This window comes from Patescibacteria group bacterium (genome assembly GCA_040387855.1).
In the GTDB taxonomy this organism is placed as follows: Bacteria; Patescibacteriota; Minisyncoccia; order Phycocordibacterales; family JAKAEA01; genus JAZKCY01.
In genome coordinates this window covers 607,516-621,983 of sequence record JAZKCY010000001.1, presented here as the reverse complement: position 1 = coordinate 621,983, position 14,468 = coordinate 607,516, and the positions used below count along the sequence as shown (strand labels likewise).

17 protein-coding genes and 1 pseudogene are annotated in these 14,468 nt (G+C 40.8%); 16 read left to right on the top strand and 2 right to left on the bottom strand.

Annotation, left to right across the window (positions count from 1 at the left end):
- Window positions 1–133 precede the first annotated feature (133 nt).
- The 5 genes from V4519_03500 (at window position 134) to V4519_03480 (ending at window position 3,434) form a co-directional block, all read left to right on the top strand.
- Entirely contained in the window at window positions 134–808 is a 675-nt protein-coding gene (locus V4519_03500) for a response regulator transcription factor (GenBank protein MES2437054.1), read from the top strand.
- Window positions 808–1,005, top strand: a complete 198-nt coding sequence (locus V4519_03495; GenBank protein MES2437053.1) for a histidine kinase dimerization/phospho-acceptor domain-containing protein — start codon at window positions 808–810, stop codon at window positions 1,003–1,005. Before V4519_03500 ends, V4519_03495 begins: the two co-directional genes overlap by 1 nt.
- A 392-nt stretch (window positions 1,006–1,397) precedes the next feature.
- A complete protein-coding gene (locus V4519_03490) occupies window positions 1,398–1,688 on the top strand; it encodes a metalloregulator ArsR/SmtB family transcription factor (protein MES2437052.1) in 291 nt (96 codons plus the stop codon).
- 77 nt (window positions 1,689–1,765) lie between these two features.
- Window positions 1,766–2,746 (top strand): CapA family protein, encoded by a 981-nt coding sequence (locus tag V4519_03485; protein ID MES2437051.1) that lies wholly within the window; start codon window positions 1,766–1,768, stop codon window positions 2,744–2,746.
- Between the two features lie 79 nt (window positions 2,747–2,825).
- Window positions 2,826–3,434: a nucleoside monophosphate kinase gene (locus tag V4519_03480; protein ID MES2437050.1), complete on the top strand. Its 609-nt coding sequence runs from the start codon at window positions 2,826–2,828 to the stop codon at window positions 3,432–3,434.
- Between the two features lie 52 nt (window positions 3,435–3,486).
- Here the strand turns inward: V4519_03480 and V4519_03475 are convergent, their stop codons facing one another.
- Together V4519_03475 and V4519_03470 are read right to left on the bottom strand one after the other, a co-directional pair.
- Window positions 3,487–3,840 carry a 4a-hydroxytetrahydrobiopterin dehydratase gene (locus tag V4519_03475; GenBank protein ID MES2437049.1) on the bottom strand — a complete coding sequence of 118 codons (354 nt, stop codon included), beginning with the start codon at window positions 3,838–3,840 and terminating at the stop codon, window positions 3,487–3,489.
- Window positions 3,821–4,573: a TIGR00730 family Rossman fold protein gene (locus V4519_03470; GenBank protein MES2437048.1), complete on the bottom strand. Its 753-nt coding sequence runs from the start codon at window positions 4,571–4,573 to the stop codon at window positions 3,821–3,823. The genes V4519_03475 and V4519_03470 overlap by 20 nt, the downstream gene beginning before the upstream one ends.
- Window positions 4,574–4,612: 39 nt before the next feature.
- On the opposite strand from V4519_03470, the gene V4519_03465 reads away from it, so the two are divergent.
- From V4519_03465 to uvrA, 11 genes and pseudogenes are all read left to right on the top strand, one after another.
- Window positions 4,613–4,990: an FKBP-type peptidyl-prolyl cis-trans isomerase gene (locus V4519_03465; GenBank protein MES2437047.1), complete on the top strand. Its 378-nt coding sequence runs from the start codon at window positions 4,613–4,615 to the stop codon at window positions 4,988–4,990.
- Window positions 4,991–5,016: 26 nt separating this feature from the next.
- The gene (locus V4519_03460) at window positions 5,017–5,244 is read left to right on the top strand and encodes a hypothetical protein (protein MES2437046.1); all 228 of its coding nucleotides are present in this window, start codon (window positions 5,017–5,019) and stop codon (window positions 5,242–5,244) included.
- Window positions 5,245–5,745: 501 nt separating this feature from the next.
- On the top strand, window positions 5,746–6,972 hold the full coding sequence (gene tgt / locus V4519_03455; GenBank protein ID MES2437045.1) for a tRNA guanosine(34) transglycosylase Tgt: 1,227 nt from the start codon (window positions 5,746–5,748) through the stop codon (window positions 6,970–6,972).
- A gap of 77 nt (window positions 6,973–7,049) precedes the next feature.
- On the top strand, window positions 7,050–7,634 hold the full coding sequence (locus tag V4519_03450) for a hypothetical protein (protein ID MES2437044.1): 585 nt from the start codon (window positions 7,050–7,052) through the stop codon (window positions 7,632–7,634).
- A 201-nt stretch (window positions 7,635–7,835) separates the two neighbouring features.
- Window positions 7,836–7,994 carry a hypothetical protein gene (locus tag V4519_03445; GenBank protein MES2437043.1) on the top strand — a complete coding sequence of 53 codons (159 nt, stop codon included), beginning with the start codon at window positions 7,836–7,838 and terminating at the stop codon, window positions 7,992–7,994.
- A 64-nt stretch (window positions 7,995–8,058) separates the two neighbouring features.
- Entirely contained in the window at window positions 8,059–8,415 is a 357-nt protein-coding gene (locus tag V4519_03440; GenBank protein ID MES2437042.1) for a hypothetical protein, read from the top strand.
- A gap of 69 nt (window positions 8,416–8,484) precedes the next feature.
- A complete protein-coding gene (gene uvrB / locus V4519_03435) occupies window positions 8,485–10,527 on the top strand; it encodes an excinuclease ABC subunit UvrB (GenBank protein MES2437041.1) in 2,043 nt (680 codons plus the stop codon).
- An 80-nt stretch (window positions 10,528–10,607) separates the two neighbouring features.
- Window positions 10,608–11,030 carry a hypothetical protein gene (locus V4519_03430; protein ID MES2437040.1) on the top strand — a complete coding sequence of 141 codons (423 nt, stop codon included), beginning with the start codon at window positions 10,608–10,610 and terminating at the stop codon, window positions 11,028–11,030.
- 196 nt (window positions 11,031–11,226) lie between these two features.
- Window positions 11,227–11,409: pseudogene (gene csrA / locus V4519_03425) on the top strand (carbon storage regulator CsrA).
- Window positions 11,407–11,637, top strand: coding sequence for a helix-turn-helix domain-containing protein (locus V4519_03420; protein MES2437039.1), 231 nt, complete (start codon window positions 11,407–11,409; stop codon window positions 11,635–11,637). The pseudogene csrA and the gene V4519_03420 overlap by 3 nt, the downstream one beginning before the upstream one ends.
- A gap of 157 nt (window positions 11,638–11,794) precedes the next feature.
- Window positions 11,795–14,452 (top strand): excinuclease ABC subunit UvrA, encoded by a 2,658-nt coding sequence (gene uvrA, locus V4519_03415; protein MES2437038.1) that lies wholly within the window; start codon window positions 11,795–11,797, stop codon window positions 14,450–14,452.
- Window positions 14,453–14,468: the final 16 nt, after the last annotated feature.

Here is a 14,468-nt window from a genome sequence, read left to right as displayed (position 1 = left end):
ATTTTATTTGGTCTCAAGTATTTTCTCAGAATCCAGAATAAGCTTTAGCTTTACTTTCATTAGGGGATTCAGATACACTAGTAAGAGCAATCTCGTAAGGAAAGGCATATAAGCTCGTCAATACATAACAAATATGAAGATTTTACTTATAGAAGATGATATTTCGCTTAATACCTCGCTTAAAGCGAGTTTGGGGGCGTCTGGATATGCTGTAACTGCTTTCTCTGAAGGAAATGCGGGAGAGAAGCATGTACTCTTAAATTCTATGGACTATGATCTCTTGATATTGGACTGGATGCTACCTGGTAAATCGGGTGTGGAAATCTGTGTAAGTGTACGAGAACACAAAATTACTACTCCAATATTGATGCTTACAGGACGGGATGAAACCAGTGATAAAGTAAATGCACTGGATTCTGGAGCGGATGATTACCTTACAAAACCATTTTCATTAGAAGAACTATTAGCTCGTGTACGAGCCCTACTACGTCGCCCAAAAGAATCTCTACCTACAGAAATTGCATATGGAGATATTACTATGAATCCTTCAACTCGAAAGGTATTTCGCGAAGGAAAAGAAATCCCTCTTACACTTAAAGAGTTTAATATTTTGGAATATTTTTTGCGACATCCAAATCAAGTAGTTACACGAGATGAAGTGCTTGATCATGTGTGGGACTATAATTTTAGCTCACTCAGCAATATTATGGACGTACACATCAATAACCTTAGAAAGAAACTTAATAAGGGCAAAAAAGAAAACTGCATTGAAACCGTCAGAGGTATTGGTTATAAATTTTCACAATAATGATGTTTAAGTATCCAGAAATTCCAGATGATTTCTTACAGGAAATCCGCTCACCTTTAGCGGCCTTTAAACTTGGCTTGGAATTATTGGAACAAGAAAAAATTGGACCTCTCAATAGAAAGCAAAAAGAAATTTTAGATGTTATGGATGAATCGATCCGAAAGATGTTGATGCTTGTTGGTCCTAGGCTTTCATAAAGTTCTCCACAGGGGGCACAGCAATAATAATGTATATACGTTATACTATATGTATATATTATTAATAGCATCTTAATTCAATGCGAGCAGGTCTTATTGTAATTCTTATCGGTGCGATGTTTCTCCTAAAAAATCTGGGGATTATCGACATGACTCAGTGGAGTATTTTGTGGCCAATTATCGTTTTGCTTTTAGGTATTTCAATTGTTCTCCGAAAGACATGCCGATGCAATGGACGAGGTTGTGCAAAATGTGAAGATACATGGAGTGAAGGTGGATGTGGGTGTGAGTGCGGTTTTTGTAAAGAATGTATCGTTAAGTAATCATATAAACCCTGTACCGAAAGGTACGGGGTTTATTGATATTATATAAGTACATGCTAATATTGAGCTATGACGGATTTCTGCAAAAAAATTCAAAAGCTCGGAAAGGGAATTTCTAGCCCATCACGATATAGAATTTTGGAGCTTCTTATGACAGGACCAAAGACGGTAAGTGAGCTTGTGATAAATATTAAACTCACTCAGCCAGCTGTATCACAGCATCTTGCTACACTTCGCACCTGCGGCCTCGTGGAAAGCTCAAAAAAGGGTCAGGAAGTGTATTACACTCTCGATACAAGACAAATGCTCACCGTGCTCAAAGTGCTTACTGACGACGTGCAGAAGTGCAAAAATGCCTAAAATCAAGAATTGAGATGAAACTATTATTTTCAATACTTTTTGGTATAGCCACGTTGTGGATATGTTTTTTGGCATATATGTATCGTACACCTAGTACATTTGTTGCTAGTTTGGAATCAGGTACTTCTGCACCTATAGCAAGTAGTACTACACCTCAGTCATTTTCTGTACTCTTTGTAGGAGATGTAATGGTTGGTCGACATGTAGAACTTTTGATGGATACAAATGGAGATGAGTATCCATTTACAAATATTTCAGGATTATTGCAAAGTGTAGATACTGTAGTGGCAAATCTTGAGGGACCCGTTGTTACAAATCATGTACGCACTCCATCAAATGGTTTTGGATTTACGTTTGAAAAAAGAATGCCAGCACTTTTGGCAAAACATAATATTAGTATCGTATCTCTTGCCAATAATCATACCTATGATCAAGGTATTGAAGGATATAATGAAACTCGAAGTTATTTGGAAAAAGCAGGAATTATTTCTGTAGGCCATCCACGAACTATTAGTGAAAATTATGTCGTTCGTACAAAAATAAAAAATCAGCCATTTGTATTCATTGGCTTTAATATGACAAATCCAAGTTTTGATTACGCTCAAGCTACCGCATTTACTCAAAACTTTTCAAAAAATCCTCAAGATATAGTTGTTGCTATGATTCATGGTGGCGAAGAATATAAACTTGTCTCCAATACTTCACAACAAAATTTTTATAGAAGTCTTATAGATGCTGGTGTTACTAGTGTTATTGCCCATCATCCTCATGTTGTGCAAGAAATAGAAAGTTATAAAGGCAAGCTTATCTTTTATTCTCTAGGTAATTTTATATTTGATCAGTATTTTTCAAAAGATGTTGAGCAAGGTTTGGCTGTAAAAATGAATGTAACTCCGGGCACTACACCAAATCTCAGTTTTGATTTAATCCCGCTTCAGAGCAAACGCAGTGTGCAGGGAGTAATGGATGACACTAATAAAAAGCCCTTCTTAGAAGCACTTGCTAAGCGGTCGTCAGCATCTCTTAAAGACCAAATAGTGTCAGGGTTGCTAAAATAGGCATTGTTGACACATTTTTAATAAATCAGTAGTATTTCGTCTGGCGTCGTACACCTGAATTAACTCGTGGAGGTGACTTTTGAGAAATGCTGAATCGGCTAATGGCACGGTTATCCTACTTGTAGGTTATCCGGGCTGTGGCAAAGGTACCCAGGGTTCGAAGATCTTGGAAGCGTTGGACTGGCCCTCGATCAATGTGGGGGATGAGTGTCGCAACATCTCACCAAGCACTGAACTTGGGCAGCTCGTGCACGGATACTCGTCGCAGGGTCTTCTCGTTCCAGATCAGATCCTGCTGCCAAGGATCTACCGACCTGCACTCGATAGGATCCCTCCGGGGAACCGTGTTGACGATGGAGTTCCGCGTAACATCAATCAGTATCAGCACCTGAGGCGCTGGACTGATGAGCGTAACGATGGAAACATCATCGTCTTCAACATCGAGGTTTCGGCTAGCGCTGCTAAGGCTCGAATGGAGAGCCGTCGGCGTAAGGGCGAGACCATAGATGTAATCGATCGGCGGATCGAGGAATTTGAGCGGGACTTCCCGCCGCTCCGTGCAGAGCTTGAAAGAGCACATGATGCTCATGAGCTCAACTTCATCACCATAGGCGGTGAACGGCCACTCGATACGATCTTTAAGGAGATCTACGAGTGGCTCAAGCAGCTGAAAGTGGTGGCAGCATAAAGCTTCTGTTCACGTACATAACAAGCATCATCCTGGAAGGGAGATGCTTTTTTTATTGCTCAATTTCCTCAGATTCAGCGAGAAGCTGATCAATTTTTGCAGCCATTATAAAATCATTCTCAGTAAGGCCTTTTACTGAATGAGTACTCAAAGTAATAGTAAGTTTATTCCAACCAAAAATATTTAAATCAGGATGGTGTCCTTCATATTCAGCGAGATCAGCAACTTCCTGCACAAAACTAATAGCATGTTTAAAATCAATAAAGCTTAAGGTTTTCTTTATTTCTTTATGATCTACAACATCCCAACCTTTTACTCTATGATGTAGCTCGTGAATAGCATCTGGTTCCAGTGCTTTCCCTCCTTTTTCACAAGGTACACATTTTTTATGTCTGAGCTCTTCCATCAGCATCTAAAGGTTTAGCTCGTACTCCCGTTCGAATTGGAGCAGCTTTTACAATTTCAACTATTCGATCTTCATCATCAGTAATAGTAAAGAGACTTAGATCTGCTTGATCTATGGCCTGATTTTCATCAAGCATAACTTGTTTCATTGCATTTATTACTGGATTCCAAAAACTCTCTCCAACTAAAATAATAGGAAGTTTTTCGATCTTATTTGTTTGAACCAGTGTTAGGATTTCGAAAGTTTCATCAAAAGTTCCAAATCCGCCAGGGAACATAAGATAAGCCTCTGCAGAAAATGTCATAGCTACTTTTCGAGTGAAGAAATAGTAAAACTCTACAGTATCAGTAAGATAAGGATTGCGAACTTGTTCATTGGGAAGCTTGATAGTAAGTCCAAGTGATGGTCCTTCTGCTTCAAATGCCCCTCGATTAGCAGCTTCCATAATTCCAGGACCTCCACCAGTCACTATTGAGTATCCTTCTTTTGCCAATTTATAGGCAATTCGGCGTGCACGCTGATAGTGTTCATTATCTTCAGGAAATCGTGCTGATCCGAAAAAGGTTACAGTTTTTGGTTGAGTTTTAATAAAATCAAAGCCTCGCTTAAATTCTTGTTCAATACGAGAAATACGCTTGGTTATTTCTTCATCAACCTCATGAAGCGTAATTGGTTCAATGTTGAGCTCCTTTGGAGGAAGATTTACTGTCGTCTTCTGGGTTTCTTCATTCATAGTGAAATTAGTATAGCATATGTGATACAATAGCCAGGTATGAAATTATCAAAAATAGAGTGGATTACCTTAGGTTTTGGATTATTAGTAGTCCTAGCCATTGTCGTCCCAATAATTTACTCACGCAGTATGCCTAAGATTGCAGAAAATGGAAAAACAGTGAGCGTGCACTATGTTGGTACGCTTCAGGACGGTACAAAATTTGATAGTTCTCGAGACCGTGGTGAACCTATTGAATTTGTTCTTGGTGCAGGTATGGTTATTAAGGGATGGGAAGAGGGAATTCTTGGTATGAAAGTTGGAGAAAAGAAGAATCTCGTAATTCCACCAGAAAAAGGATACGGAGCTCAAGCCGTTGGTCCAATTCCAGCAAATTCAACACTTCTATTTGAAGTTGAGTTGATGGACGTTAAATAATAGTTACTAAAATAATATAAAAATATATGTCAGAAGAAATGAAGAATATGGGAGGTGCAGCAGAAATTGATAACGATGCTGAACGAAAAATTTCAGAAGCAGAGGGTAAAGACGTTATAGGAAAAATTGATCTCGCACCTTCTGATGATATTGGAACAGTAGATGATATCAATGCTCCAGTAGGAAACAACCCATGGAAGATTGAAAATGAAGAATCAGACGAAGAAGCTGGTCCTGCAGAAAAGGTAGCCTAAGTGATATAAAAAATAGCAAAAAAAATGAGGGCCTTCGCAACGTGTTGCGGGGTCCTCTTTGTTTGTGCGAGCTAGGCTCGCTGTGAACTGGCTGACGCGCCGGCTTGCGGGCGATCAGTCGCCGGAGTACTTGGTGTGGGAGGGCATGGTGCTCTCCCGACCCGGCACGTGGTCCTTGGGGTAGGTCTCCACGGTGTCCGGGTGAACGATGACCGACGGTGCCGGCTGGGTGACAGCGGGCTCGATGCGGGAACGAATCACGTCGTGGGCGGTGGTGGGACGCATGTAAAACACTCCTCGAGATGCACCTCTTGGTTTACAACGCCTGGTGCTTGGGCGTCCGACACTGTCCATAGTGCCGGGGAACTGCTATCAAAAAGTATATACCTCTTATCGACGAGGTCAAGAGTATTTATACAAAATCCATCATGAATTTTCTATTAAGATATTGATGAGCCCGTTTACCTTGCATAACCCAACATATTCTTATAGTGTGTACCTATGGGTATACAATTCACTATTTTAAAGAAACTTGAAGGCAAAATGGGCCGCGTAGGTACTATTGAAACTCCAAATGGCGTCATTAATACTCCAGCATTTGTAACAGTAGGCACAAAAGCTACAGTTAAAGCATTAACTCCAGAGATGGTTGCTTCTGTTGGTGCTGAAGTTGTTCTTGCAAATACCTATCATCTTTTCTTGCAGCCTGGAGATGAGATTGTAAAAGCTGCAGGAGGCTTTGGAAAATTTATGAACTGGCATGGACCTACCATGACTGATTCAGGAGGATTTCAAGTTTTCTCTCTGGGTGCTGCATATGGAAATAACTTAGGAAAGATTTCTAATACAAAAAAGAGCAAAGAATTATTATTGCCAGAAGCTGGGAATGATCAGGATGAAGAAGAGAAGAAACCTAGATTAGTAGAAATCGATCACGACGGCGTGATGTTTCGATCTCATTTAAATGGTGACGCTCACTATTTTACTCCTGAAAAATCCATGCAGATTCAGCACAATCTTGGTGCAGATATGATTTTTGCATTTGATGAATGTACATCGCCAGAAGAGTCTATTCATTATCAAGCAAAGGCCTTAGATAGAACTCATCGCTGGGCAAAGAAAAGTTTGGAATATCATGTGAAGGCAAATACTGGTCAAGCACTTTTTGGAATTGTACAGGGAGGACGAGAGGAATCTTTACGAAAAGAAAGTGCACGCGTACTTGCAGATATGGAAGTGGATGGCAAAAAATTTGATGGCTTTGGTATTGGAGGATCATTTGCAAAAGAAGATATGAATACAGTTGTAGAGTGGGTGAATGGAATTTTGCCTGAAGAAAAGCCACGTCATCTTCTTGGTATTGGTGAGCCCTTAGATTTATTTGGAGCAGTTGAGAATGGCTGTGATCTTTTTGATTGCGTGACACCAACTCGTTTAGGTCGCAACGGAACTATTTACACAAAAGCAGGGAAGATACATATTAGCAATGCAGAATACACAACAGACTTTACTCCAATTGAAGACGACTGCGCGTGTTATGCCTGTAAAAATTATACTAAAGCGTATATAGCTCATTTATTTAAGGCAAAAGAAATGCTCGCTGGAACATTGGCATCTGTGCACAATTTGCATTTCTTAGTGAAGCTCGTAAAAGGCATGCGACAAGCTATTATTGATGGAGATTTTGAGGAATATAAGACTAACTTTTTGAAAGAGTATAAAACATAAATAAATATTTTTTATTTGCTATAGAGATATAGGTATGGTTTAATTTAGCCAGCAGTAGTTCTAACCGGAGTTTTTTCATGAGCGACGCAGAGCGTATCGTTCAGCTTGTTAACATGCTGTTGGCTTCCTCCAATCCCAATCCTCAACGAGTTGTTGCAATCTACATGGATTGGATAATTCGGAATTTGAGGGGGCTCAACATTGCTTTGTGGCTCAAGCAGGAAAAGGGTCACTTTGAGAATGTGGCATACTTCAAACACACTGTGCCAAAGACGAAGGATGTACTCTCCGCTTTGGAGCATGTGGTGGTGTCACGAGCTATTCATGAAGGGCTCGTGACGCTCTCGGCTAGTCGGCGGAGATTTTCACATCTACGCGCCTTGGCAGACAACGATGTGATCGCAATGAGGCTCACATCGTTGGGAAGTGTCAGTGGAGTCCTTTTGGTGTTTCGCCACAAACGACAAGGTGGGACGTTTACGGGTAGTGACAAACATCTCCTCGTTCAATCAGAGTCAATCTTTATGAGTGCACTTGCGGGCGCTCAAGACCGTGCGAGCGAGGAAACCAAAAGGCCAAATGAAGAGGCACCACCTCCTCCTCAGACCAAACCTCCAGATCCTGCAGACTGGTGGAAGCGCGGAGAAAAGCCTCCATACTAGACTCGTCGCAAGGCGGTCTTTTTTTATACACATTTATATTTTGACTTGTCGTTTTAAAGGAGTATAACTACATCAGCAGGAGGTTGTATGCAACCATATGTAAAGGAGGGTGTGGCATTGATAGGTTTGATGCCGCAGATCAGACTCAGGCGTTATCGCGAAGTCAATGTAACGTGCCTTGGGCAAACAGTGACATACGTGGTGACTCCAGAGCACCAACTCAAAGTTAAGTATCCTATTGAAGAAGTCCTTTGTAGTGGGACAATAGGTCTTGAAGTTGCGTTGGATGGAAAGGTCGTTGATCTTGGACAAGTAAGTCGAGATGACATAATCGTAGCTGCGTGGGGAAAGCTCCACTAGGTTACGATTTTTTATTTGATAAAGTTCTAAACTTGTGGTTATATTGCTCGAGGAAGGGAGGCCTATGCCTGCTAGAGTAAACAAGTTTGTAAAACGATTCGTGCCGAAAAAGCGTACTATTCCTGTCACGTCCTCAACCAAGCTCAAGGAGGGAAAGTACTACGACATCAATAGCCCCGAGGATGCGTTTGTTCTGTTCTTTCAACCAAGTAATCGGATCACCGTTACCGTTGTTGAAGAGAACGTTTCGCTCTTCAAGGGTGCTGTTGTATCCATCAACGGAGTTTTTTCTCGCCTGAACGAAGCTCGAATTGTGAGGGTGATTTCATGGAATGAGAATTGTGCCATTGCCGTAGATGGCACTGACCAAATTATCTTCTACCATGAGGCACCCCCGAAAGATCCAAACCCGCCGGCCTAGTTGTCGCGGTTTTTTATTGTCCTGTTATTTTTTCTTTATTAAACGTCTATTTAACTGTATAGTATCGACATGTCAGGATTCAATATTAAATCTGAATATAAACCCGCCGGAGATCAACCAAAAGCTATTGAAAAGCTTGTTGATGGATTGAAGAAGGATATGAAGCATCTCACCCTTTTGGGTGTAACTGGATCAGGAAAAACTTTTACTGCAGCAAATGTAGTACAAGCAATTCAAAAACCGACCCTTGTTATTGCTCACAACAAAACTCTTGCGGCACAGCTTGCTCAGGAGTTTAAAGAATTCTTCCCAGATAATGCAGTCCACTATTTCGTATCATATTACGACTACTATCAGCCTGAAGCGTATCTTCCAGTTACTGATACTTTTATTGAAAAAGAAGCTCAAATCAATGAGGAAATAGACAGATTGAGACATGCCTCAACACAGGCTCTTTTAACACGCAAAGATGTATTGATCGTTGCAACAGTTTCTTGTATTTACGGCTTGGGAAGTCCAGTTGAATATCAAAAAGTAAATATGCGTATCGATGTAGGTATGACTATTTCACGTGCAGAATTTATTCGAAAGCTTATTGATATTCATTACGAACGAACAGGAGCCGATCTCAATCCTGGAGTATTTCGAGCACTTGGAAACTCTGTGGAAATTATGCCAGTGAGTGAAAACGTTATTTATAAAATCCAACTTTCTGCAAATACTATAGAAAGCATTACAAAGATAGATGCAATCACACGATCTATTATTGAAGAAGTAAAAACATTTTTCTTATTTCCAGCTAAACATTTTATTACCGACAAACCACAATTAGAACGTGCAGTGGTTTCTATTAAGAAAGAACTCAAAGAGCGCTTGGAAGAACTAAATTCCATGGGAAAGATTCTCGAAGCAGAACGACTCAAACGCCGCACGAGTTATGACTTGGCTATGATTCAGGAGATTGGTTATTGCAACGGTATTGAAAATTACTCCCGACATTTTTCTGGTAAACCATCAGGTGAGGCTCCCGATTCACTTCTCGCATATTTTCCTCATAAGGCAGATGGAACTCCCGACTTTTTAACTGTGATTGACGAATCTCATGTGACTGTCCCGCAGCTCAATGGTATGTATGCTGGAGATAAGTCTCGAAAAGATACACTTATTGAACATGGTTTTAGACTTCCTTCGGCTCGTGATAATAGACCAATGAAGTTTAATGAATTTGAAGCTCGAGTGGGCCAGACTATGTATGTATCGGCAACTCCAGGTAAATACGAAAAGGAAAAGAGTGAAGTGTTTGTTGAACAAGTGATTCGACCTACAGGACTAATTGATCCTGAGCTTACTGTGCGACCAGTTGTAGAAAAGGGTAGCTATAAGGGACAAATTTTTGATTTTATTGAAGAAACAGAAAAGACTATTAAGAATGGTGGGCGAGTTATTGCTACTACACTTACTAAAAAGATGGCTGAAGATTTGAGTGAATATCTGAAAGAAAAGAAAATCAAAGCTGAATATCTTCACTCGGGAATAAAAACAATGGAGCGAATCCAAATTATTTCTGATTTCCGAAAAGGAAAGTTCGATGTAATTGTGGGGGTCAACTTACTTCGAGAAGGTTTGGATATGCCTGAGGTGCAGCTTATTGGAATTTTGGATGCAGATAAAGAAGGCTTTTTGCGATCAGAAACTTCGCTTATTCAGACAATTGGACGAGCCGCTCGAAATGTATTGGGACGAGTAATTCTCTATGCGGATGTTATGACCGGATCAATGGAACGAGCAATTGGTGAGACAAATCGCCGACGAGAAATTCAGGTTGCATATAATACAAAGCATAATATTACTCCAAAGACTATTATTAAAAATATTAATGATATTTCTGAGCATATAAAAAGTGAACATCAAAAGACAGTATTTGATTTGCTCAAAATAGATGAAAAGCGATTTGAAAAAGAACCAAAGAAATTAATTGCTGAAAAAGAAAAGCACATGAATGATGCAGTGAAGCAACTCGATTTTGAAACTGCAGCAATTTTACGTGATGAAATAAAAGAGCTTATTGAGAGATTGGAAAAGCAGGGAAGTAAAAAGAAGGGTAAGAAGTAATATGTAGACTAGATACACATATTATGGTATAGTATAGACCGTGTTTTGAGTTCTTAACCCGTACGCCAGGAGGCGTAGCTATGCGAAAGCCAATCGTTCGTTTTTGTCCGACCTTCGTGAACCCCAACGCCCTCGCGGCCGTTTGCCGGATCGTGAACGAGATCGGGGAAATCGTGGAGGAAGGCAATCCCAACGTGACCCCCGGGGCCACCTACCGGCCATTCGAGATGGCCACGGTCCGGCCGGTGTTCATCGAGCGGACCAACGCCGATGTGAGCGCCACGCTCAACAACCCGGCCAACGTGATCGGCTTCGAGGTGGAGGATCCCAGCGCTGCCGCCAAGCGGGCAGCGGAGATCTGCAAGGTCAACCTGATCGCCACGGTGATCCTGACAGGACGAGAAGTCCTGGGTCCCGCTTCACGGCAAGACGTGTTCTTCTTGGTGTCGCCCGACCTGGGTCACACCCTCGTCTTCGGCCCGCTCGAGCCTGAAAAGGCGTAGCACAACTGTGTGTGTCCCTCCGGGGATGCTCACAGTTTTTTTATAATTTGTTTTAAAACAGACAGCTCTTGACTTTTCATATATAAGTGTTATTTTCAAACTAGGTTTTGTTCTTGCCAACGTGGCGGGACAACCTTTGAAACGGAGTTTCACTTCGCACCCCACGCGTGCGAAGCACGTTTAGGAGGACCGCCACATGTTAGTACTGTCACGCCAACGCGATGAGACAGTGATGATAGGCGACGATATTGAGGTCACCGTCGTCGACATCCGAGGCGACAAAGTTCGTCTCGGGATCACCGCACCTCGGGAGATCAGCGTTCACCGCAAAGAGGTGTACGATGCCATCCGCCGCGAGAACCGCGCGGCTGCGCAAGTGCGGCCCGAGGACCTCACAGGAATTGGTCGGCTTGCAGGGTCCTCAACGCCTCAGAAAGCGGCTGCTGACATCAAGCAAATTGATGAGGACAATGCTGAGAAGCGTCTGATCGGGCAGGTGTTGCTGCGTCATAAGGGCGACATTTCTGCCGCAGCAGCATCACTCAACATCACCCGTGGAGACCTCGATCGGAAGATGGAGATGCTTAAGATCAAGGTGGAAAAGTAGTACCATACACACGCAGTTTGCTTCGGCTCACTACGTGTTTTTTTATTTGTAAGTTCAATTTGTCAGAAAGTATGCTAGAATCTGTCTATTCAAAGAGATATACAACCCCTACGGCCAGCGCCATAGGGATTTAACGCATCATTTTTATATAACTAGTATGGCCACAAAAACAGACATCGGCGGTGATAATAAAGACAAAATCATTGTAAAAGGAGCACGAACTCACAATCTTAAGAATGTGACCGTTGAAATGCCTCGCAATAAAATGGTTGTATTTACAGGGCTTTCTGGATCAGGAAAGTCGTCTTTGGCATTTGATACTATTTTTGCTGAAGGTCAACGACGATATATAGAATCTCTTTCTTCATATGCCAGACAGTTTTTGCGACAAATGCAAAAACCTGATGTTGATGAAATCATTGGTCTTTCTCCAGCTATTTCTATTGATCAAAAATCTCGATCAAATAATCCACGCTCAAACGTAGCTACTATAACTGAGATTTATGATTACCTAAGACTTTTGTATGCTCGTATTGGCCGACCTCACTGTTTGGAATGTGGACGTGAAATAAAAAAGCTCACTCAAGAAGAAATCATGAGTACGATTCTTGAGACTATTAATGCTGTTGATACAAAAGGCAAAAAGCACGAAGTAATGGGAGTTGAATATGACAAACTAAAAGTTCAAATTTGGTCGCCTATAGTAGTCGGTCGCAAAGGTGAGTACTATCAAATGCTTTATGATTTACTAGGTAAAGGATATGAGCAGGTAAAAATAGATGGAGAAGTCAAAAAACTTCGAGAGCAAATAATTTTGGATAAAAATAAGAAGCACAACATAGATGTGCTTGTAGATGAAATGTATGTGAGTGAATTTCATGCAAAGACAGAAACAGGAGCTAAAGAACGTTTATCTGAAGCTGTAGAAAAAGCCTTGGAAGAATCAAAAGGTTTATTAAGAGTATGCACACCTGAAGAAGAAAAACTAATTTCTTCAAAGTTTATGTGTCCATATGATGGATTCTCATATCCAGAAATCGAACCTCGTTTGTTTTCATTCAACTCACCCTATGGAGCATGTCCAACGTGTAACGGCTTGGGTACTAAGTATTTTATGGGTGAAGATTTGTGTCCTACTTGTAATGGAACTAGACTACGAGAAGAAGCATTGCATGTATTCTTAGGAACAGATGAAAATCCTAAAGATAAAACAAAAGCAAAAAGTAACTCAGGTTATACAAAGCCTGCAGGGCTAAATATTTCTGATCTTGTTGGGCTTTCTATTCAAGAAACATTTGATTTCTTTTCAAATCTTAAGTTAACTCCAAAAGAAAAAAGTATTTCAAAGGTTGTGGTTAAAGAAATAGAGGCGCGTTTGATCTTTATGATAGATGTGGGTATCGAGTACCTTACTCTCAATCGACGTGCCAACACATTGTCTGGCGGAGAAGCTCAGCGAATTCGTTTGGCTTCACAGCTTGGATCGGGCCTTGTAGGAGCGCTCTACGTACTCGATGAACCAACTATTGGTCTTCACCAGCGAGATAATGACAGACTCATTAAAACGCTTCTTAATCTACGAGATATGGGGAATACTATTATCGTTGTAGAACACGATGAAGATACTATTTTTGCCTCTGACTATATTATTGATATCGGACCAGGAGCAGGAGTTCATGGTGGTGAAATTGTGGTATCTGGATATTTAGACAAATTGCTAACAGCAAAAAAGAATGATTCTGGATCGGTAACGCTTTCATATCTTCGTGGTGAAAAAGTAGTTGAAGTACCTAGCGAACGTCGAGATCAGGATAAAGGTAAAATTATGGTGCGGGGTGGAAATATCTTTAATATCAAAAATATGGATATTGATATTCCTCTTGGAAGATTGATTACTGTAACGGGAGTTTCTGGATCTGGAAAATCTACATTCATGTATGAGATTGTCCATAAGAATTTGCAGGGACGATTTGAAAAGCGCTATAGAACTAATGACATATTTAATTGCTCAAGTTTTCATGGAACTGAATATGTAGGAAGAGCAGTACTTATAGATCAATCAGCTATTGGACGTACACCACGCTCAAATCCTGCCACATATACTGGTGCATTCACGTTTATACGAGACTTGTTTGCTACAAGTTCTGAAGCGCGAGCTCGAGGATGGAAGGCAAATCGATTTTCATTCAACGTAAAAGGTGGACGATGTGAAGCATGTCAGGGAAATGGTGAAATTGCTGTTGAAATGAGTTTCTTGCCCACAGTGTATGTGCCCTGTGATATTTGTGACGGTAAGCGCTTTATGAAAGAAACCCTTGAAGTAAAGTACAAAAAGAAAAGTATTTATGATGTGCTTGAAATGACAGTAGAAGAGGCAACTACATTTTTTGAAGATATTCCGGCAATTTCAGACAGACTTAAAACTCTCAACGAAGTAGGTTTGGGATACTTAAAATTGGGTCAATCTGCAACAACACTTTCTGGTGGAGAAGCACAGCGAGTTAAAATTTCTTCAGAATTATACAAGCCTCATGTACAGAAGACTATTTATCTTTTGGACGAACCAACAATTGGTCTTCATTATGAAGATGTAAATAAACTTATTGAAATTCTTCAGAAGCTTGTAGATAAAGGAAATACGGTAATGGTTATCGAACACAATATGGATCTCATTAAGTGCTCAGATTATATTATAGATATTGGACCTGAAGGAGGAGTAGGAGGAGGAAAGATTGTGGCAAAGGGAACTCCTGAAGATGTTGCAAACAATCCTAAGTCTCACACAGGAAAGTATTTGAAGAAAATTTTGAAATAAAAAAGGCCAAACGGGG